This window comes from Rhodanobacter thiooxydans, assembly GCF_021545845.1.
Taxonomy (GTDB): domain Bacteria; phylum Pseudomonadota; class Gammaproteobacteria; order Xanthomonadales; family Rhodanobacteraceae; genus Rhodanobacter.
Genome location: NZ_CP088923.1, coordinates 2,325,280 through 2,345,233 on the forward strand (window position 1 = coordinate 2,325,280; position 19,954 = coordinate 2,345,233).

21 protein-coding genes and 1 pseudogene are annotated in these 19,954 nt (G+C 63.4%); 10 read left to right on the top strand and 12 right to left on the bottom strand.

Annotated features, from left to right (window positions below):
* Positions 1 to 72: 72 nt before the first annotated feature.
* Positions 73 to 594, top strand: coding sequence for a hypothetical protein (locus tag LRK53_RS10380; RefSeq protein WP_235642052.1), 522 nt, complete (start codon positions 73 to 75; stop codon positions 592 to 594).
* Positions 595 to 803: 209 nt separating this feature from the next.
* Here the strand turns inward: LRK53_RS10380 and LRK53_RS10385 are convergent, their stop codons facing one another.
* Entirely contained in the window at positions 804 to 1,001 is a 198-nt protein-coding gene (locus tag LRK53_RS10385) for a hypothetical protein (protein ID WP_235642053.1), read from the bottom strand.
* 137 nt (positions 1,002 to 1,138) lie between these two features.
* A complete protein-coding gene (locus LRK53_RS10390; protein WP_051257489.1) occupies positions 1,139 to 1,756 on the bottom strand; it encodes a cation efflux transmembrane domain-containing protein in 618 nt (205 codons plus the stop codon).
* Between the two features lie 90 nt (positions 1,757 to 1,846).
* On the opposite strand from LRK53_RS10390, the gene LRK53_RS10395 reads away from it, so the two are divergent.
* A complete protein-coding gene (locus LRK53_RS10395; RefSeq protein WP_027489493.1) occupies positions 1,847 to 2,140 on the top strand; it encodes a hypothetical protein in 294 nt (97 codons plus the stop codon).
* A gap of 69 nt (positions 2,141 to 2,209) precedes the next feature.
* Here the strand turns inward: LRK53_RS10395 and LRK53_RS10400 are convergent, their stop codons facing one another.
* The 4 genes from LRK53_RS10400 to LRK53_RS10415 all read right to left on the bottom strand — a co-directional run bounded on the left by LRK53_RS10400 (position 2,210) and on the right by LRK53_RS10415 (position 5,453).
* Positions 2,210 to 2,689, bottom strand: coding sequence for a hypothetical protein (locus tag LRK53_RS10400; RefSeq protein WP_027489494.1), 480 nt, complete (start codon positions 2,687 to 2,689; stop codon positions 2,210 to 2,212).
* Positions 2,690 to 2,700: 11 nt separating this feature from the next.
* Positions 2,701 to 3,816, bottom strand: a complete 1,116-nt coding sequence (locus LRK53_RS10405) for a HigA family addiction module antitoxin (RefSeq protein WP_027489495.1) — start codon at positions 3,814 to 3,816, stop codon at positions 2,701 to 2,703.
* Between the two features lie 20 nt (positions 3,817 to 3,836).
* On the bottom strand, positions 3,837 to 4,133 hold the full coding sequence (locus LRK53_RS10410; RefSeq protein ID WP_027489496.1) for a type II toxin-antitoxin system RelE/ParE family toxin: 297 nt from the start codon (positions 4,131 to 4,133) through the stop codon (positions 3,837 to 3,839).
* A gap of 306 nt (positions 4,134 to 4,439) precedes the next feature.
* The gene (locus tag LRK53_RS10415; RefSeq protein WP_231378296.1) at positions 4,440 to 5,453 is read right to left on the bottom strand and encodes a tyrosine-type recombinase/integrase; all 1,014 of its coding nucleotides are present in this window, start codon (positions 5,451 to 5,453) and stop codon (positions 4,440 to 4,442) included.
* Between the two features lie 147 nt (positions 5,454 to 5,600).
* On the opposite strand from LRK53_RS10415, the gene LRK53_RS10420 reads away from it, so the two are divergent.
* Positions 5,601 to 6,533, top strand: coding sequence for a DNA-binding protein (locus LRK53_RS10420; protein ID WP_027491689.1), 933 nt, complete (start codon positions 5,601 to 5,603; stop codon positions 6,531 to 6,533).
* Between the two features lie 182 nt (positions 6,534 to 6,715).
* Here the strand turns inward: LRK53_RS10420 and LRK53_RS10425 are convergent.
* Positions 6,716 to 6,976: pseudogene (locus tag LRK53_RS10425) on the bottom strand (DNA-binding protein); the annotation flags it as partial.
* Between the two features lie 165 nt (positions 6,977 to 7,141).
* Between LRK53_RS10425 and LRK53_RS10430 the strand changes: the two are divergent.
* Complete coding sequence (locus LRK53_RS10430) at positions 7,142 to 7,696, top strand: tetratricopeptide repeat protein (protein ID WP_235642054.1); 555 nt, start codon at positions 7,142 to 7,144, stop codon at positions 7,694 to 7,696.
* 97 nt (positions 7,697 to 7,793) lie between these two features.
* On the opposite strand, the gene LRK53_RS10435 is transcribed toward LRK53_RS10430, so the two are convergent.
* The 4 genes from LRK53_RS10435 to LRK53_RS10450 are packed head-to-tail and all read right to left on the bottom strand — an operon-like array spanning position 7,794 to position 11,531.
* Complete coding sequence (locus LRK53_RS10435; RefSeq protein ID WP_425504500.1) at positions 7,794 to 9,302, bottom strand: efflux transporter outer membrane subunit; 1,509 nt, start codon at positions 9,300 to 9,302, stop codon at positions 7,794 to 7,796.
* Positions 9,299 to 10,261, bottom strand: a complete 963-nt coding sequence (locus tag LRK53_RS10440; RefSeq protein ID WP_015447908.1) for an efflux RND transporter periplasmic adaptor subunit — start codon at positions 10,259 to 10,261, stop codon at positions 9,299 to 9,301. Before LRK53_RS10440 ends, LRK53_RS10435 begins: the two co-directional genes overlap by 4 nt.
* Positions 10,258 to 10,467, bottom strand: coding sequence for a DUF1656 domain-containing protein (locus LRK53_RS10445; protein WP_015447907.1), 210 nt, complete (start codon positions 10,465 to 10,467; stop codon positions 10,258 to 10,260). The genes LRK53_RS10440 and LRK53_RS10445 overlap by 4 nt, the downstream gene beginning before the upstream one ends.
* A gap of 5 nt (positions 10,468 to 10,472) precedes the next feature.
* Positions 10,473 to 11,531 carry an FUSC family protein gene (locus LRK53_RS10450; protein ID WP_081602817.1) on the bottom strand — a complete coding sequence of 353 codons (1,059 nt, stop codon included), beginning with the start codon at positions 11,529 to 11,531 and terminating at the stop codon, positions 10,473 to 10,475.
* On the opposite strand from LRK53_RS10450, the gene LRK53_RS10455 reads away from it, so the two are divergent.
* The 3 genes from LRK53_RS10455 to LRK53_RS10465 are packed head-to-tail and all read left to right on the top strand — an operon-like array spanning position 11,519 to position 16,214.
* A complete protein-coding gene (locus LRK53_RS10455; protein WP_081602816.1) occupies positions 11,519 to 12,355 on the top strand; it encodes an HlyD family secretion protein in 837 nt (278 codons plus the stop codon). The two genes, LRK53_RS10450 and LRK53_RS10455, sit on opposite strands and share 13 nt — an antisense overlap.
* The gene (gene rbbA / locus LRK53_RS10460; protein WP_015447905.1) at positions 12,352 to 15,087 is read left to right on the top strand and encodes a ribosome-associated ATPase/putative transporter RbbA; all 2,736 of its coding nucleotides are present in this window, start codon (positions 12,352 to 12,354) and stop codon (positions 15,085 to 15,087) included. Before LRK53_RS10455 ends, rbbA begins: the two co-directional genes overlap by 4 nt.
* Positions 15,084 to 16,214 (top strand): ABC transporter permease, encoded by a 1,131-nt coding sequence (locus LRK53_RS10465; protein ID WP_015447904.1) that lies wholly within the window; start codon positions 15,084 to 15,086, stop codon positions 16,212 to 16,214. Before rbbA ends, LRK53_RS10465 begins: the two co-directional genes overlap by 4 nt.
* A 165-nt stretch (positions 16,215 to 16,379) precedes the next feature.
* Here the strand turns inward: LRK53_RS10465 and LRK53_RS10470 are convergent, their stop codons facing one another.
* Entirely contained in the window at positions 16,380 to 16,847 is a 468-nt protein-coding gene (locus LRK53_RS10470; protein WP_015447903.1) for a MarR family winged helix-turn-helix transcriptional regulator, read from the bottom strand.
* Positions 16,848 to 17,128: 281 nt separating this feature from the next.
* On the opposite strand from LRK53_RS10470, the gene LRK53_RS10475 reads away from it, so the two are divergent.
* The 3 genes from LRK53_RS10475 to LRK53_RS10485 all read left to right on the top strand — a co-directional run bounded on the left by LRK53_RS10475 (position 17,129) and on the right by LRK53_RS10485 (position 19,928).
* The gene (locus LRK53_RS10475) at positions 17,129 to 18,658 is read left to right on the top strand and encodes a DHA2 family efflux MFS transporter permease subunit (protein WP_015447902.1); all 1,530 of its coding nucleotides are present in this window, start codon (positions 17,129 to 17,131) and stop codon (positions 18,656 to 18,658) included.
* Positions 18,659 to 18,751: 93 nt separating this feature from the next.
* Positions 18,752 to 19,165 carry a universal stress protein gene (locus LRK53_RS10480; protein ID WP_015447901.1) on the top strand — a complete coding sequence of 138 codons (414 nt, stop codon included), beginning with the start codon at positions 18,752 to 18,754 and terminating at the stop codon, positions 19,163 to 19,165.
* A 232-nt stretch (positions 19,166 to 19,397) separates the two neighbouring features.
* Positions 19,398 to 19,928, top strand: coding sequence for an acyloxyacyl hydrolase (locus LRK53_RS10485; RefSeq protein WP_015447900.1), 531 nt, complete (start codon positions 19,398 to 19,400; stop codon positions 19,926 to 19,928).
* Positions 19,929 to 19,954 lie beyond the last annotated feature (26 nt).

Sequence of the window (19,954 nt, forward strand, 5' to 3'; positions counted from 1 at the left end):
ACCCACGCGAACTGTGCTCGCTATGCTTCGAGCGGCGCGGCGCGGCGATGGCATGGCATGGCAGGAGGTACCGTGGAGCTCTCGGATTTTCATATTGGCCTGGAATTCGTGGCAAGGGCCGGGTTCCGGTGGCGATGCACCGATGTGGGCACCCGGACCATCTTGGCCATCCAGCTCGATCGGAAGGACCCCAACTGGTACCAGGGGCCGCCGTACATCGCCAAGGAAGTCGTGTTCGATGAGCACGAGATCGCGCGTTGCCACCTGACAAATGCCGCTGCAGTGTCAGCCGCCTCGAAAGAGCACCAGACGATGACACACCCAGGTTATCCCTCAGAGGTCGTGACGCGCATGCTGGAGGCTCGGCATGCTCAGCCTTATCCAAACGCGGGCGTGTTGCGCTTCGACCGGTGCCGGCCGGACGGGGAAATCCTCCATCCCTATGCAGGGCGGCAGGAGGAGGGGGAGTGGGTCGTCAAGCTGTACCTGCCGTTCCAAGAGGACTATGAGGTCATGCCGGAACGGGACTTCATCGCGTTACCTCGGGCGACACCCGCCGACCTACGGGCTCGCGCGGCCAAGAAAAACGGCTAACTCGTTGCCTTGACGGTGGAATTTCGATTCTAGTTGTCAAAATTACACGTATCTCGGCTCAATCCCTTGAAGAATATGGCCGGGCCGCCTTGCTGCAGGCATTGCCGGCGCTGTTCGAAGAGGCTGGGTCGCGAGTACACAGTCGGCTTGCCGCCATACGCGCCTTGCTTGTTCTGCGGCGAATGCACGCACGTTTGCCGCCTTGGGTGCTACGCCGTGCGCTTGCAGACGGCCATCCGGCGATTCGTGCAGCCGCTGCACTTTTCGACGACACGCAGGACAACATACGTCGGGCCGAACTGATCCGCGGTGCACTGAGTGACTGCGTAGCTCTGGCGGTCCTGTGCCGTGAACGGCTCGCCCATCGCGACTCCGGATTTGCCGATGCCGCGCGAGAGGCGCTTCATCGCAACGCCGAACCGGACATCTATGGAAACTTGCATCCCTTGCCAAGGGATGCCATCCGCTGGTTGACCATGGCAGAGGTTGGAGCAGGGTCCGTATGAGTCGGTCAGGGTGGAGCTTCGTCGTGCGATAAAACGGATCAGGACTCCGCTTCGATCGCGCTGCGATGTTCGTCCCGAGCTGCCCGCCAGACCTCGCGGGCGGCGTCGGCATTCATCGCCATGATGCCAAGACCGACGATCAGATCGGGCCACGCCGACGGAGAAAAAACCGTCACGAGGCCGGCGGCGATGATGGCGATGTTGGCCAAGACGTCGTTGCGCGCCGAGAGAAAAGCCGCCCGTGTCAGGCTTCCTCGATGGGCTCGGTAACGTGCAAGCATCAACGCGCAGGAGAGGTTGATAACGAGCGCGCCCAGCGCCGTGATCGACAGCGGTATCGGTGCCGGTGGAAGCGGCGCGTGGAATTTGTTCCATGCCGCCCAGAGCGTGGCGAGCGCAGGGATGAGCAGGATGGCCGCCAGCCCCATGCCGACGCGTGCGCGGGCTTTGAGCGACCACGCAAAGGCGGTCCAGATCAGCAGGTTGACCGATGCGTCCTCCAGGAAATCCACACTGTCGGCAAACAGCGAGACGGACCCAATGCGAAGGGCCACGACAAATTCAATGCCAAAGTAGCCGAGGTTGAGCAACGCCACGAGGAGCACCGTGCGTCGCAGGAGAGCATGGTCGCTGGCCTCGTCAAACGGTTGGCTCATGGCGCTGCCCGGACTTCACATCCAAAAAATGCAAGGACGCGGATACCTTGCTTGAGCAGCCCATGAATACCGGTCGCTGTGGAGCATTCGATGGATAGCTCGGTCCACGAGTCCGGCCATTACTTCCGGGTCTTCTGCGTCAATACGCTGCCGGCGAGCGACTTCGTGGTCGCGCTCGTGCGGCCATCGTTGAGCACTTTGGCGGCGGTCTTCGCGGTCGACGGCGAGGACTGTTTGCCCGTGTGGGCCTGGGCCAGCGCGCTGCCCGCCAACGACTTGGCAACCCTGCTGGCCCCGGGGTCGCGCAAGACCGTCGAAGCGGCTTTTGTCACCGTAGGGCCGGTCTTTTCGTTCTTTGCCATGCGTCTTCTCCTGGTGGAATGAGGACCTGATCGCTAAAACAACCTGTGCTACGTACGTCCGGCAGTCGTGCTGGGTACTTCATCCGTTCGACTAGGCCACTTTCTTGACGGCCTGCTGCAACTCCATCACGTCCAGAGTGAAGTCGAGCGGGACCTGGATCGGCACGGTGGGGCAACGCTTGTCGTTGTAGACGTCCACGTCCGTCGCCAGTTGCACGCAGTCGCCAACGATTTGCAGGCGGCGCTGGGCGAACGATTTGACGAAGTGGGTGTGGGGCGCGTTTGGATCGTCAAGATCCGCCCATAGCGATAGCGTCTGGGTGCCCCGTTTCTGAGTCGCGGCATGTTTGGCGCGATAGCGGCGCCCGAGGCGATCGACTCGGTATTCCTCGCGAAAGACTTGGGCGATGTCAGTGGCGATCGCGTCGATGACGGTCTTGACGCTGGGCTTGTGAAGGCCGTTGCGAAAAGCCCATTCGGCGACCGCGTGCGGATCGAGCAACGCATCGGATCCGACCTCGGCCTTGTAGCGCTCGACGTACTCTTTGACGGCATTCGTATAACCAGACATGTTCCGCTCCTCTAAACCGTGTGAACCATACCCCAGCCATCGGTCAGCGCCGACGACGTCACCGCTTGCCGCACCTTGACCTGAAACTTGCGAAACAGGTCGTAGCGTCCGAGTCGCCGCTGCAATTGGCCGACCACCAGGCCGGGGTGCACGTCGAGGCGCTGCGCAAATAGCACGACGCGTTCTGCGGCGAAAAATGGCGCCACGCGGGCCACAAATCCGGTCATCTCGTCCTGCGCCACGCAAAATTCAGCAGCTTCGGTGTTCGCCACCACTTCCTCGTCATTGATCTGGTCGGCCGCGGTCCCTTCCATGTCTTGGTCCAGGATGTATCCGCGTTCCCGACCATGGCGGCGCAGCACGTGCTCCAGCTCATGGCGCAGCACGAACCAGAAGTTGTCGATGCGATCCAGGCGCAACGACAGCGCCACCACGGGCTGCACGTCGGTGAGCCAGAAGCAGGCGCCGTCGATCTTGGAGCCCGGAATGGGCTCCACAATCACAAAGCGTACGCCGCACTCGGCGAGCACCCGAGCGACATGCCGAGTTTCTTCGGGGGCGGACAAGAGCGCCGACAGACGCGGCAGGGCCTGCCGCAAGCCGGCTTCGGTGTAGGGGGCGATCACGAGCTCCGACGCAATGCGGCGAGCCCGGCACAGCCAGGCCAGCTGCAACATGCTGGGCAGATCGTGGACCTCGGTTTTCTTGGCGGCGTGGCAGAACGGAATCTCATCCTCCAGGCTGTTCACGTCGAAGAACGTGAGAAACTGCTGTTCAAGCACCTCGATGCTCTTGGTGGCCTCGATCCAGCCGCGCTTGATCATCTCGCGTACCGGAAACCGCTCGTAGAGCTTGGCGCGCCGAGCAATCAGGCCGTCGGTAGAGCGGACCTTGGACAGCTGATACTGGCTTTCCAGATTCATCCACAACTCCGGGCCGGTGCCCAGCGAGTCGCCCAACTGGATGGCCGTTTCCGGAGTAATCGCCTTCTTGCCGGCGATCAGCTCATTGATCAGCCGCACCGGACGGCCGATGATCTCGGCCAGCTCGGTCTGCGACCAACCGCGAGCTTCCAGTTCTTCGCGGAGAAACTCACCCGGCGGGAAGATTTCAGCAACAGTGTTCATGGGGTCATCCTCGGGAAAGGTTAGTGATAATCGATGATGGAAATGATCACGACCGTTCTACCGTCCTCGTCTTGCCGCACGCGCAAGAGCAGCCGCCATTGATCGTTCAATCGCATCGAACATTGACCGTCCCGGTCTCCTTTCAGTTTTTCGTAATGCAGGGACTTCATGGCATAAAAGGCGCGCTCGTCGACCGACGCACGGATGAGTTGCATCCGTTTTCGGAACGCCTTGACGATGGCGGCCTCGTAGCCGGCCGTAAATCCCGGGTCCGCCTCAAGCCTCTTGAGCGAGGCGTCTTCGAAATCCACATCCATGATGTTGAGCCTAGCGCCCCTTCATTTTTGTGTCAATGACCTTACCACACTAAGTGTAATAGCAGTCATTTCATGTCACCGCAGTATGTGACGAGCAGGCAAGGCCGCGATCCAGAAAAGTAGTGCCGTAGGCCGATGAACCGTCACTGGGGCGCCTGAATTGTGCAGCAGGCTGCTGCACAATTGCCCGAGAATGAACTACTAGGCAACTGAAATGTTCCTACAAACGGTAACTTAGAAGCCGAATTGCCGATTTTTGGATGAATTCCTGCCGACTCTCCACCTGTCGTCGAACCGGCATTGACCTCATTTTTTTGCCAGCAGATCGGTGGCACGGCTGCTGAGCAGCGCCCCCGCCTGAAAATACCCCATCACTGTGCCCACACTGCGGTGCTCGGTCATCGCCATCACCTCACCCAGCGGCACGCCCTGACGGCCGGCTTCCGTCACAAAGCCTGAGCGCAGGCTGTGCGCCGCCCAATCGCCCGGCAGCTCTGCGAGCGTCGCGCGCCGCTGGACAATACGGGCCACCTGATCCGGCGTGAGCGCGGCGCCGGCGCGACCGTTGCGGTATACCCGGCGGAAGAGAGCGCCCTCGGTGAGCTGCACGGCCTCGATCCAGGCCTCTAGGGCGAGCACCACCTCGCCGCGCAGGGGCTTCTCCCGACGCCCGCCGGTGGCATTGGTTTTGGTATGACCCAAGGCGTAGGTCCACGTGGTGGGACCCAGCCGGCGAATGTCATCGATCTGGATCCCCACCACTTCGGAGCGGCGCCGACCACCGCCGCTCCAGGCCAGCAGGAGTAGGGCGCGATCCCGCAGGCCGCGGACGCCATCCGTACAGGTGGCCAACATCGCTTGCAGCGGTTCAGCCACCAACGCGGTCTTCTTGCGCACCGTCACGCCGCGCTTGGCTTGGGCGCGGCGCGCCTTGGCCATCAAGGTTTTGATCCGATGATCGTCGCCGGGCGGTTCCCAGTCGTGCAGGCGATGCCACTTGGCCAGCACCGCGAGCCGGTGCGCCACCGTGGCATACGCCAGCGCTCCGAGCTTCGCTTTGGCCCCGAGCGCCACGAGCCGCGCATCGAGGGCCGCCGGCAGTTCGTGCTGCAGTCCGTGGGCCGCTTTGCGTTCGAGGTGGTCGACGATGAACTGGCTGGCCACGGCGACCGACACCGGCGTGTCGCCCAATACCTGGCCGTAACGCAACGCATACCAAGCCGCCCAGTAGCGCAGGGCGCTGGCGTAGCTGCGCGCGGTGTTGGCCGGCGTGCCATCAGCGACGAATTCCTGGGCCGCGCGGGCGCCGGCGGCGTCCAACAGCGCCGGATCCAGGACCGGTACGCTAGCGAGCGGTCGCAGCTCATGTAGTATATTCATTACGTTGGCCGTAGTAAAATTGCGCTATCAGGCAGATAAGGTACGATAACCGTTCCCTTATCGTACCTTAATTATGGAGGGCAGGGTATGGCGATCGGGGTTCCGGAAACTGAGGTTATTGCCGCGGCCGATCGGGTCTTGGCCCGTGGCGAACGCCCCACCGTCGAGCGCGTGCGGTCCGAATTGGGGCGCGGTAGTCCGGCCCGCGTCGGCCAGTTGTTGGAAACCTGGTGGGAAGCGTTGGCGCAACGGATGGCAGGCGAAGCACGTTTACCCGAGTTACCGCCCGAGGTCGCCGCCGCGTTCCGGGCGGTGTGGGTGAGCGCCAGCGAGCACGCTACCGCTGGCGCTCAGGCCGCACTTGCTCAAGAGCAGAATGCCCTCCTGGCCGCCCAAACGTCCCTCACGCAAGAACGCAAGATCTGGGAAATTGCGATCGCGGAAGCGCAGGTACTGGCGCAGAGCGCGGGCCAGGCCCGTGAGGTCGCCGAAACGCGACTGACGGACGTCCAACGTCTCGTCGAGCAGCAGACCACCCAATTAAATGAGTTAAACCGGCAACGCGACGGGCTGCAACAGCGCGCCGATCAACTCGCCGAAGCGTTGGAGACGCACAAAAGCACGGTGAATGCTGAGCGTGAAGCCCAATCGCAGCATCTGCGGGCCGTCGAAGATCGGGCGCACGCGGAAATCGATCGGGCGCGGGAAGAAACCAAGACGCTCCAAGCAACGCTGCGGCAGAAGGAACGGGAAACCTCGGCTATCGCCTCCCGGTTGGAAACAGCCATGGCTTCGGCGCGTGCCGCAGACCACTTGGCCACCGAACATGGGGCCCGCGCTAGCACCCTAGAACAGCAACTGGCACGGATGGACGGTCTCCCCGCAGCATTGCTCGCGGCTCAGCAGGCGCTGCAGGCAGCGACCCTGCGTGAAGCGGCGCTACACACTAAATTGGAGAGCCTCAAGTTGAAGCCGTCGCGCACTAGAAAGAAGTCACCTGATCCGTCTGGATCCCGGTAGCCGATGGTCATCCAGCAGGAATTAGCACGCTTTCGCTCCTCTTGCTAATTTTAGCAAGGTTCAGCTAATTCTTTAAAAACAATCGCTTGTGGAAGTGAGCGCTCCAAGCAACGCCGGCAATATTGAACATTGAAAAACGAACTTTACATTTTTGGGGGTTGGGCAAAATTAGCCATGTCGGTGATGCGGGCGTCTGCCTCCTCGGCAAGCCGCGCGGACAGCTGCGCGACCAAGTTTCGAAGCGCATCGCTGATCACCACCTCCGAGGTTGGCGCGGTTGTGGACTCCGCTTCCAATTCCTTGAGGTAGCGATGGATGGTGCTTTTCGAGCCGGTGTTGCCAAGGGCGACGCGGACGGCGTCCACCGATGGGTGCTTGCCTTGCGCGATCAGGCTGTCGCGCGCCTTCTGGACCTCGGTCTTGTACAAGCCAGCCCGCGCCATCACCAGCTCTCCTATGTTTAACGTAACTTGTTACATACCATGTAATTACGTAATATGCAACAGCAAACATTCAGCTTGGATGACTTCAAAAGTAACGCGGGATAATGTTGGATTATCCCGCCTGACCCGGTCAGAAGGTGAATTTGGCCCTGCCGGCAGTACGAAATGGCGTTTCCGAGCGACGCGGCTGGGCGCCTACGACATGGTGGCGGCGATTCGCGCCGTAGTAAGTCCGTTATCGACGTCATCCCGCTGAGCGAACCGTCGTTCACCGAAATGCAGGTTGCGGCGCGACACGATGAGTTGGCCGGCCAATACGGCGCGGCCGCGCACACGCTGGACCAGGCCTTGAAGCTTGCCCCCGACTCATCGGACCTGCTGCAGGATCGGGCAGAGATTGCGTTGCGGCTGAAGAATTTCAGCGACGCCGAAAAGCTGGCCCGTCAGTCGTGGTCGTTGGGTCCGAAACTCGGCACCCCTGTGTACCCGCAACTGGCAGACCATGGTCGAGGTGCGCTTGCAGGCTGGCGACCGAGCCTGTGCGGAGCGCGCGCAGGTGGGTACAGCAATGCCGCAAGGCGAGGATCAATCACTTTTGAGCGAGCCACGAGCCGATCCTCGGTTGCTCCTGCGTGCCCGGCGGATGGGGCGGCGCGGTGTCACGCCATGGCCGGTGACCGCGGTCGCGGATCGGTGGTGCGCTTCGCAAGCGGTATCTAGATCGCTGCTGGTGGCGCGGCTTGCCATGCCCCGCAGGCATGCGCAAGGCACCTCGGGTTCATTTGCCTGACGCCGGCGCCGACGGGGTATCGGCATGTTATGGCGTGGGCTTGTGGCTCGCGCGTGCCCGCCCGTCCTGCCGCGCGCGCGCTGCGTCGTGCGGGATGACCGGTATCTGGCGCGCGCTCTGCCAGCCCCCGCCCAGGGCGAGAAACAGCCTGACCTGCGCCAGCGATACCTGCGCGTCGGCGGCCGCGGCGGCCGCCTCGGTGTTGGCCAGCGTGCGTTCGGCGTCGAGACTGGTCAGGTAAGGTGCGCGGCCGCCCCGATACAGCTGGCGATCCTGGGATGCCGCCTCGCGCGCCTCGGCAGCGGCCTCGTGCAATGCCTGCTGGCGATCCAGTAGTTGCGCGTAGCCGGTGAGTGCGGTTTGCGTGTCGCGCAGGGCGTTGAGCACGGTCTGGTCGAAGGCAGCCAGCTGCGCATCGGCTCCGGCTTCGGTTGCGCGCACCTGCGCATGGGCTCTTTTGGACGGGAAGGTCCATGAGATCAGCGGGCCGATCTGCCACGATCGCGTCGGCGCTTCGCCGAAGTCGCCGAGCAGGCCGGAGGCACCCACCGATCCACCCAGTTTGACGTCGGGATAGAGATCGGCCACCGCCACGCCGATACGCGCAGTGGCCGCTGCCAGCCGGCGCTCCGCCGCCCGCACGTCCGGTCGGCGCTGCAGCAGCACCATGCCGTTGCCCACCGGGATGGGCTGCTTGAGCGCCGGGGCTTCCTGGCAGGCATCGACGCCGGGCGGAAGGTCGCCGGGCGTGTGGCCCAGCAGCGCGGCGAGCGCGTACTGGGCGGTCTTCTTCTGGGCGATCAGCGGCGGCAGGCTTGCACTCAGCAGGTCGAACTGGGCCTTGGCCCGGGTCAGGTCGGTGCGGGTGCCGCGGCCGGCGTCGAACAGCCGCTGGGCAACGTCCATGCCGAGCTGCTGCAGCGCCAGCGATTGCCGCGTGATGGCGATCTCGCGGTTGGCGTGGCAGCTTTCGAGGTAGCTGCCGGCCACCTGCGCGACCACGGTGATGCGCGCCATGTCCAGCGCGTCCTGCACCGCCTCGCTGTCTGCCTTGGCCGCTTCGCTGGCACGCTTGAGCTTGCCGAAGAGGTCGAATTCGTAGCTGGCGCTGAGCTTGCCGCTGGCAATGTTGGAAACGGGAAGCTGGTTGGACATGAGCAGGCTTTCGGCGGGAATCAGGCCGCGGAAGGCCTCCGCGTCGGCACCATAGGTGACGCCGCCAGCGTTGATGGCCTGGTCGTAGATGTCCGAGGCGAGGCTTAGGTTGGCGGTGGCTTCGCGCAGACCGGCGTTGTTGCGCAACGCATCCCGGATCAGCTGGTTGAGCAGTGGATCATCGTAGAGTTTCCACCAGGCGTCAGGTCCGCTGCGGCTTGGATCCACTGCCGTGCCCAGCACGATGTCTACAAACGGCTTCTGCGCGTCGGGCTGGTTGATCACGGCGCTGTCGGGGCGATGGTAGTCGGGGCCGACGGTCTTGCAGGCGGCAAGGCTGCACAGCGCGACCAGCAGCATGCCCAGGCGGCGCGTGTTCACGGCGCGCTCCGGGCCGTTGTCGGCGCCACGCCCGGGTAGGTTGCTGCGGGCGCTGCCGGGGTGGCCGGCTGCCGTGGGCGGGCGGTTGCGTCGTTGTCGGGCAATACGGTGACCGTGGCGGTGCGCCCGACGATCAGCCGTATGTCGCCGGGATCGCCATCGAGCGTGATCCGCACCGGCACGCGCTGCGCGAGGCGCACCCAGTTGAAGGTGGGGTTGATGTCTGGCAGCAGGTTGGAGCCGGGTGTCCTGTCCCGATCCTCGATGCCGGCGGCGATGCTCTGTACGTGGCCGTGCAGCAACTGCGACTCGCCCATGACCTCGATCTTCACCGGCTGGCCGATGTGGATGCGCGACAGCTTGGTTTCCTCGAAATAGCCGTCCACGTGGAACGAGCGGCTGTCGACTACCGACAGCACGGGATGACCGGTATTCACGTAGTCGCCGACGCGCACCGTGCGGTCGTTCACGAAGCCGTCGACCGGGCTGTAGACCGTGGTGCGCTGCAGGTTCAGTTGCGCCAGGTCCACCGCGTTCTTCGCCTCGTCCAGGGCAGCCTGAGCCACCGCGACCTTGGAGCGTCCCTCTTCCACGATTTCCTTCGAGACCAAGTCGCTCAACGCATGATTGCGCAGCGCCTCTCGCTGGAACTGGTGCAGGCTGGCCGTGGCCTTCTCCACCGCCGTCCGGGCCTGGTTCAGGGCCAGCTCGTAGCGGGACCGATCGATCTCGAAAAGCGGCTGGCCGCGATGAACCGGCTGGTTGTCGTCGACCTCGACCGCGGTGACCAGTCCCGACACATCGGGCGCCAGCTGCACGACATCGGCGCGCAGATGGCCGTCGCGTGTCCATGGCTCGTCGTGGTAGTAGTGCCACAGGTGCTTCAACACGATGGCCGCGATCACTACGGCGACCAGCGTCAGCATGATCGGCCCCAGGGATTTGAATATCTTTTTCACGACAGTATCCGTTGGGCGAGCAGGAACAGCAGGCCCAGCACGATCACGTACAGGGCGCTGTTGAAAAGGGCGGGATGCCACACGATGCGATAGAAGCCGAGCCGCGCGAGCCCCAGGCGCAACATCGACTTGAAGACGTATGCCAGCACCATCAAGGCCAGCAGGGTCGGCACGAACACGCCGTACAGGCTGAATTCTCCGGGCATGGGCGTCAGCTCAGGTTCGGTTGGGGAGCGTCGGCGAAGACGTCGGCAGGTGGTTGTGTGCGCGTGGTCGAGGACATCGGGAACAGCGCCAGGCGAAGGCCGGCCAGAGCCTGTGTGGTGTGCCGGACGGGCGCGTCGGGGTGGCCGGTCATGGCCTGGATCACCGCGTCCAGATGGCTGCGCAACGCGACCGATGGTTCCAGCGGGTGGCCCGCGGCGACGCAGTCGTCAAAGTGGCTGCCGACCTCGCGCACGACCGCGTCCGCTGTCTCGGCGATGGAGGGTGGCAAGGCATCGCGGTGAGTCTGCAGGTCGAGCAGGCGCAGGCCGATGCGCAGGTCGCGAACGACATCCAGACGCGCCAGCGACTCGTCCTTGATCAGCGCCATGCGCGGCAGCAGCTGGCCGGTCATGTCGACCAGCCGCGAGGCGGCATCGACCTGGTCTGCGCGGCGCGCGCTGTGCCCGAGCAGGGACAGGTCGCGCCACATCGCGCGGGCCAGTCTGCGGGCGATCAGTTCGGTGCCGAAGGGTTTGGTGATCGCGGTCCACACGATGGCGAAGACCATGCCGAGGATCGCGCTGAGCGTGCCTGCGGCGAAGCTCTCGAAGTGCGCCGTGTAGCGTTCCGCCAGACCGAGGTCGGTGATCGCCTGCGCGGTGAACAGCAGCACGGTCATGGTGTGTTGCGGGCGTCCAGTGAACGCGCCGGCCCACAGCAACGGCAGCGCGAGCACCGCGGCAAGGCCCAGGAACGTGTGGACCTGCGGCAGGATCGCGAACAGGTAGATCAGGGCAAAGGCACTGCCGATCACCACCCATTGCAGGAAGGCGTTGAGCTGCGGCCGCGGGTCGTCGATGGCGGCGAAGAAGCAGCTGGCGACGGCGACCAGGATCACCGCCCCGGCGCCCGGCTCCCAGCCCGACTGGATCCACAGCATGCAGGCGCAGAAGGTGGCCGCTGCGGCCGAGACGCTGGAGAACAGCAGCAGGCCGTGGTCGAAAGGTGCGCGAGGGCGAACTGGTCCGTCGCGGCCAGGTGCTGGTACACATGGACACCGCATCGCTGCAGGCGCAACTGCGACAGGCGGAGGCCTTCATGCGTCAGGCGGAAGATGCGGTGGGCACGGCACACAGCCAGCTCGCCCAGCGCAACAGCGAAAAGGCCGCCGCACAGGCTTTGGTGGTGCAGCGCCAGACCGAGCTGGCGGCCGCGCAGCAGCGCACGCAGCGTTTCGCCGATCTGCGCCGACAGGCGTTCGTCTCGCAGCAGCAACTCGACGACCAAACCGAAGCGGTCGATACCGCCGCGGCCGCGCTGGCCGCTGCCCGGGCGCAGGTGGCGGCCAGCGACGCCGCGATTGCCGTTGCCCGTAGCCAAATCCGCGGCAGCGAGTCGGCGGTAGAGGCGGCGCGGGCGGAGGCAGACCGCATCCGCACTGACATCGAGGACAGCCTGCTGAAGTCCCCGCGCGATGGTCGCGTGCAGTTGATCGTGGCCCGTCCCGGCGAGGTGGTGGGCGCGGGTGCGCCGGTACTCAACCTGGTGGACCTGAATGATGTCTACATGACCTTCTTTCTTCCCACCCGCGCCGTTGGCCGCGTCGCCCTGGGCAGCGAGGCGCGATTGGTGCTCGATGCGGTGCCGCAGTATGTGATTCCGGCGCGCATCTCCTTCATCGCCGACGTGGCCCAGTTCACACCGAAGACGGTGGAAACCCAGGTCGAGCGCGAGAAGCTGATGTTCCGGGTGCGGGCGCAGATTCCCCAGGAACTGCTGGAGAAGCACCTGTCCCAGGTCAAGACCGGTCTGCCTGGGATGGCCTATGTCACGCTCGACCCCGCAGCGCCTTGGCCGCCGCAATTGCAAGTGAAGCTGCCGGAATGAACACCGGTGCAACCCCAGCCGCACCGGTGGTGCGCCTGCATGGCGTCGGGCTGCGCTACGGCAAGACGCAGGCGCTTCGGGACATCGACCTCGACATCCCCGCCGGGGTGATGGCCGGCCTGATCGGCCCGGACGGGGTCGGCAAGTCCAGCCTGCTCGCGCTGGTTTCGGGCGTGCGTGCCCTTCAGGACGGACGCATCGAGGTGCTCAGCGGCGACATGGCCAGCGCCCGCTTTCGCGCTCGTGTGTCCCCGCGCATTGCCTACATGCCGCAAGTACTGGGCAAGAATCTCTACCCGACCCTGTCCGTGATGGAGAACGTGGACTTCTTTGGCCGCCTGTTCGGTCATGACCGTGCCGAGCGCGCGCGGCGCATTGGCACGCTGCTGGCCGCCACCGGGCTCGCGCCGTTTGCAGACCGCCCGGCCGGCAAGCTCTCGGGCGGCATGAAGCAAAAGCTCGGATTGTGCTGTGCACTGATCCACGACCCCGAGCTGCTGGTCCTCGACGAGCCCACCACCGGCGTCGACCCGCTGTCGCGCCGCCAGTTCTGGGCGTTGATCGACGGCATTTGCGCCGAGCGACCGGGCATGAGCGTCCTGGTGGCTACCGGCTACATGGAGGAGGCCGGTCGCTTCGACTGGCTGGCGGCCATGGACGCGGGGCGCGTGCTCGCCACCGGCACGCCCGCCGAGCTGCTGACGCATACTGGCTGCTCCACGCTGGAGCAGGCCTTCATCGCGCTGCTTCCAGAAGCGCAACGCGCCGGCTACCGGCCGGTAGAGATCGTGCCGCTGGTGGCCGGCGCCGAGACGGAGCTTGCCATCGAGGCACGCGGGCTCACCATGCGCTTCGGCGACTTCACCGCGGTGGATGGGGTGAATTTCCGCATCCGGCGCGGCGAGATTTTCGGCTTCCTGGGTTCCAACGGCTGCGGCAAGACCACCACCATGAAGATGCTCACCGGGCTGCTCCCCGCGAGCGAGGGCGAGGCGCTGCTGTTCGGAAAGCCGCTCGCCCCCCACGACCTGGCCACCCGCCGTCGCGTCGGCTTCATGACCCAGAGCTTTTCGCTCTACAGCGAGCTGACGCTGCGCCAGAACCTGGTGCTGCACGCGCGCCTGTTCGGCCTGCCGGAGGCGGACCTCGAACCCCGCGTGCAGGCCATGGCCAACCGTTTCGACCTGGTCGACATCCTCGATGCGCTGCCCGACGCGCTGCCGCTGGGGGACCGTCAGCGCCTGTCGCTGGCGGTGGCGATGATCCATGGCCCGGAGATACTCATCCTCGACGAGCCCACCTCGGGGGTAGACCCGGTAGCGCGCGACGCCTTCTGGCGCGCGCTGATTGAGCTCTCACGCCGCGATGGCGTCACCATCTTCATCTCCACCCACTTCATGAACGAGGCCGAGCGTTGCGACCGCATCGCCCTCATGCACGCCGGACGCGTGCTGGTCACCGACACGCCTCAGGCCATCGTGGCGGCGCGTGGCGTGCCGACGCTCGAGGATGCCTTCATTGCCTACCTGCAGGAGCCGCCCCCGCAAACCACCCCGACGAGCTCGCCCGTCGTGCCGGCAGGGTTGGCGCGCGGTAGCCGCCGAGCCTTCAGCCTGCGGCGGCTGTTCAGCTTCACGCTACGCGAGTCGCTGGAGCTCAGGCGCGACCCGATCCGCCTGACACTGGCCGTGCTGGGCAGCCTGCTGTTGATGCTCGTACTCGGTTACGGCATCACGCTGGATGTGGAGAACCTTTCCTATGCGGTGCTCGACCACGACCAGACCAGCATCAGCCGCGATTACAGCCTGAACCTGTCCGGTTCCCGGTATTTCAAGGAGCATGCGCCGCTCTCCAGCTACGCCGATCTGGACCGGCGCATGCGCGCCGGCGAGATCAGCCTGGCCATCGAGATTCCGCCGGGCTTCGGGCGCGATCTGCTGCGCGGCCGGCCGGTGCAGGTCGGCGCCTGGATCGACGGGGCCATGCCCACCCGTGCCGAGACGGTGCGCGGCTATGTGCAGGGCATCCACCAGTACTGGGTGAGCCAGCGCATGCGCGAGGCGCTCGGCGAGGCCGCCGTGGCGCCGCTCGCGACCGTGGAGACGCGCTTTCGCTACAACCCCGACGTGCGCAGCCTGCCGGCGATGGTGCCGGCGGTGATTCCGCTGCTGCTGATGCTCATCCCGGCCATTCTCGCCGCGCTCTCGGTGGTGCGCGAGAAGGAGATGGGCTCGATCATCAACTTCTACGTGACACCGAGCACACGGCTCGAATTCCTGCTGGGCAAGCAGATTCCCTACGTCGTGCTGGCCATGGTGAGTTTTCTCCTGCTGGTGCTGATGGCCGTGGTGTTGTTCCACGTGCCGGTCACCGGCAGCTTCGCGGCGCTCGCGCTGGGCGCGCTGCTCTACGTGCTCAGCGCCACTGCCCTCGGCCTGCTCATTTCCACCTTCGTGCGCAGCCAGGTGGCGGCCCTGTTCGGCACGTCGCTGCTCACCATTCTGCCGGCGGTGCAGTTCTCCGGCCTCATCGATCCGGTCAGCTCGCTCGAAGGCGCAGGGCGCTTGATCGGCAATGTCTTTCCGACGACCCACTTCGTGACCATCTCTCGCGGCACCTTCTCCAAGGCGCTGGAATTCCACGATCTACGGGCCTCCTTCGTGCCGCTGCTGATCAGCATCCCCGTCCTGATCGGCCTGGCCGCCGTGCTGCTCAGGAAGCAACAGCGATGAAACGGCAACGCTTGCGCAACATCGTCTACCTGGGCCTGAAGGAGCTGCGCAGCCTGCTGCGCGACCCCATCATGCTGGTGTTGATCGTCTACGCATTCAGTTTCTCCATCTACACCGCCGCCACGGCGATGCCGGAAACGCTGCACAAGGCCCCCATCGCGGTCATCGACGAGGACCGCTCGCCTCTGTCCGAGCGCATCGTCGATGCCCTGCGTCCGCCTTATTTCATGCCGCCCACACGGATCACCCCGGCCGAGATGGATGCGCGCATGGATGCCGGGCTCGATACGTTCGCCCTGTACATCCCGGCCAACTTTCAGCGCGACATGCTGGTCCGGCGCTCCCCTGCCATCCAGCTGAGCGTGGATGCCACGCGCATGGGCCAGGCCTTCACCGGCAGCGGCTACATCCAGACAATCGTCCTGGACCAGGTCAACGAGTTCGCTCGCCGCGAACATGCCGTGTCCAGCCCGCCCGTGGACTTGGCCCTGCGCGCGCGCTTCAACCCTGAACTCAACAAGTCCTGGTTCGGCGGGGTGATGCAGATCATTAACAACATCACCATGCTGTCCATCGTGCTGACCGGCGCGGCCCTGATCCGCGAGCGCGAACACGGCACCCTCGAGCACCTGCTGGTGATGCCGGTCGCCCCGTTCGAGATCATGGCCTCAAAGGTGCTGGCGATGGCGGCCGTGGTGCTGGTCGCGTCGGCCTTTGCCCTCAATGTCGTCGTACGCGGCCTGATGGGCGTGCCCATCGAAGGCTCGCTGCCGCTGTTCTTTGTGGGTGCGACCCTGCATCTGTTCGCCACCACGTCGTTGGGGATTTTGCTGGCCACGCTGGCTCGTTCGATGCCGCAGTTCGGCATGCTGCTGCTGATGGTGCTGCTGCCCCTGCAGATGCTCTCCGGTGGCAGCACCCCGCGCGAAAGCATGCCAGAAATCGTCCGATTCGTGATGCTGGCAGCGCCCAACACCCACTTCGTGATGTTGTCCCAGGGCATTCTCTATCGAGGGGCCGGCTTGGACGTGGTTTGGCCACAGCTGATCAGCCTGGCGGTGATCGGATCGATCTTGTTCATGATTTCGCTGGCGCGGTTTCGCAAGACCTTGGCCGCAACCGAGTAAACGCCTCGCGTCGCCTGTCAAGTCCGCATTAACCCGCGCCTGTGCTCATAAGCTCGGTAGTCGATTTGGCACACGGTCAGCCAAACACCACCAATGCAACCCCCTAAGTGATTGATTCATTTAGGGCCAATTACTGCAAAAGCGACCATTCCAAGGCTTCCTTCATCACTTGGAATTCGTGCGTTCCTGCTGTGCAAACAGGTTCGCACGGTTTTCGAAGGCCTGAAGAACTCGGGTCGCCGTCGCGATGTCTTCCCGAGGGATGTCTTCGAGCAGGGTGCAACGAAGCGCCTTGAGTGCCGTCTCCATCACTTGCGCCAATCGACACCCTTCCGGGAGGAGGTGGACTGCTCGGATGCGTCGGTTTCCCACGACCTCACGCCGCTCCAGCAAGTTCACTCTCTGCGCTTGATCAAGCGTCCGCAGGAGCGCTGCTGGATGGACGCCGATGCGGTCTGCCAACACGTGCTGCGGCACCCCATCGCCCATACGCGAGACCAGCAAGACGGGCGTCGCCAGCGAGATCGACAGACCAGACGCCGTCAACACCGAACCGGCTACCGAGTGCCAAGCCTTCTTGGTCGGCTGGAGCGCGGCGGTGAATGCGTAGAACGCATCGTGCTTAAGGGGCATGGATCACTTAATCCCGGTTGGCCTTCGTCCGCCCAGATGGTAACGGCGGGCATCACCCGTGCAAAATCAATGTTTGCCTTGACAACTATGTATTAGACAGTAAAAATCAGAACGACTCCAGCCGCAATCCGGGTACGTTCAATGATTGGCTCAAGCAATTTTGTTAGTTGCCTTGGGGGCTGAGCCGCCGTGACCGCGGGCCTCGACGGGAGCGGCGCAGGGTGTCCTCTATGCAATGGGGATCATCCCTCCTCGCTGATCCCTCGGATTTCTGACGTGCCATGACGAACGGCCAGTTTCGCCCGACCAGCCTGGTGGTCGCCACGCTGGGGCTTTCGCTGGCCACCTTCATGCAGGTGCTGGATACCACCATCGCCAACGTGTCGTTGCCCACCATCGCCGGCAACCTGGGCGTCAGTTCGAGCCAGAGCACATGGGTGATCACTTCCTTTGCCGTCAGTTTGGCGATCTCATTGCCATTGACGGGATTCCTCACCCGTCGCTTCGGTCAGGTGAGGCTGTTTGTCTGGTGCACGTTGCTGTTCGTATTGGCGTCCTTCATGTGCGGCGTCTCTCGCAGCATGGGCATGCTGATCCTTTTCCGAACCATCCAGGGCGCGGTGGCCGGACCGATGTATCCCATCACGCAGAGCCTGATGATCGGCATCTATCCACCGCAAAAGCGCGGCATGGCGCTGGCGCTGCTTTCGATGGTGGCTGTGGTGGCACCGATCGCCGGTCCCATCCTCGGCGGCTGGATCACCGAGAATTATTCGTGGTCCTGGATCTTCTTCATCAACGTGCCGATCGGCATGCTGGCCAGCATGGTGGTAGCCAATCAAATGAAGGGTTACCCCGCACCGAACGAGCGGCCGAAGATGGACTATGTCGGTCTCATCACGCTGGTCATCGGCGTGGGCGCCCTGCAGATCATGCTGGACAAGGGCAACGACGAGGACTGGTTCAACTCGCCGTTCGTCATCGTCACCTGCATTGTCGCCGTGATCAGTCTGGCGATCTTTTTGATCTGGGAACTGACCGACGGCGACCCCATCGTCGACTTGCGGCTGTTTCGTCACCATAACTTCAAGTTCGGCACGCTGGCGTTGGTGCTTTCCTTTTCGGCCTACTTCTCCATCAACCTGCTGCTGCCGCAGTGGTTACAGCGCAACCTGGGCTATACCGCGACATGGGCCGGTTTGGCGGCATCGCCGCTCGGTATCGCCCCGCTGCTGCTGACGTTCCTGGTGGGCCGCTATGCGATGCGCTTCGATTTGCGCCTGTTGGCGACCGTGGCCTTCGTGGTGATGGGGGCGACCTGCTTCCTGCGCTCCCGTTTCTATCTGGAGGTCGACTTCACGCACGTCGCCATGATGCAGTTCCTGATGGGGTTTGGCGTGGCATTGTTCTTCATGCCGGTCACCGTGATCCTTTTATCGGATCTTGACCAGAACGAGATTGCCGCAGGCTCGGGGCTGGCGACCTTCCTGCGCACGCTGGGTGGAAGCTTCGCAGCCTCGCTCACCACCTTCCTATGGGATCGGCGTGCCGTCCTGCATCACGCCCAGCTGGCGGAAAGCCTTAATCCCTATAACCCATTGGCCCTGTCGGCGATCCATCAACTGGGGCATGGCAATGCGCAGGCAGGCGCCGATATCATCAACGGCATGATTACCCAGCAATCTTACCAGATCGGTTTCAACGAACTGTTCTATTCCCTCGGCTGGATTTTTCTGGGTCTGATGCCGGTGATCTGGCTGACAAAACCACCGTTTTCACCAAGAGCGAATGCGCTATCCGGCGGGCATTGAGGCAGAAAACTCTCGGATGGGTTCCACGTTTGATGCGAGGTATGAAGACTTCCATGCTCTCACTCGACTGCTTGCAATAACGGAGGAAAATCCATGAAGAACATTCTTGTTGGGTATGATGGCTCATTAACGGCACAACGCGCTTTTCTCTTCGCGCTTGAGCTGGCCCGCTGCTCGGGCGGTCACGTCAGGGTGGTGTCGGTGCTGCAGATCACGGGCGGTGGCGCGGACACCGCCGCGCTGATGATGGCCGATGTGGGGGCGCAACGCCTGGGCGACCTGATGGCGGAATTGAAGCAACTCGCGCCAGACGCCGACAAACTGATCGATCTTGAAATGATCCCCGGAAATCCCGGTGATGTGCTGCTTAGGCAGGTCAAGCAGTACGCGATTGATCACATCGTGATTGGACACACCGAGAGAGGAGCCCTTGCTCGTTGGCTGCTCGGTTCCGTGTCGACTGATGTATTCGCCCACACGCGCATACCAGTGACTGTCGTGCCATGAGGTTTGTGGACAGACCATGGCAGCGAAACCAACGGTTCAGTGCAGTCTTTGAACAAGAGATTTGCAGTCCTGAATCGCAGTTCTCATGCCTGCTCGGGCAACCGCTTGAAGCCTACCCGCCTGCTCTATCAAGCAACACCTGAAAAGACTGTTCCGTGCACTGTCTCACCCAGCCTCGATGGCATTTTCATAAGCATCCAACTAATGGTGAGCTGATCGAAGGAGTTACTTTATGCTCTCACCCCGTATCACACTTTGCGCTACCGCTGCGTTTGCTTGTCTGTTGCTTTCTGGCTCCGTCTTCGCGCAGACCCATCTGGAAGTCCAAGGTGGTCGCAGCTACATGGACAGCCATGGAACTAATTCATTTTTCATCGAGTCGGTCTTCCCTTCATTCCCGTTAGGTGAAACGCGGTTTACCTTGTCGCCCGATGTCTCGATCGGATACCTCAGAGGCCGCGACATTGGGCGCTATCGCACCATGAGCCCCGGCGTCACCAAGAATGTGTGGATCGGCGCCGCGGGTGCCCGTCTGCACTACGGCAGCGAGGGCGACTGGTACCGCCCACTGTTCTTCAGTTTTCAAGTAGCGGGTACGCGTGGACGGACTGAGGCCCTGAGCAGTGCCTATCAGTTTGTAAGCACACTCGGATGGCAATGGAAGCATTTCAGTCTGCAGATTCGTCACATCTCCAACGGCGGCCTACATGAGCCCAATCGCGGCGAAACCATGGGTCTGGTAGGTTTCGGCTTTGATCTTTAACGCTGTATCGATAACACAGAAATGCA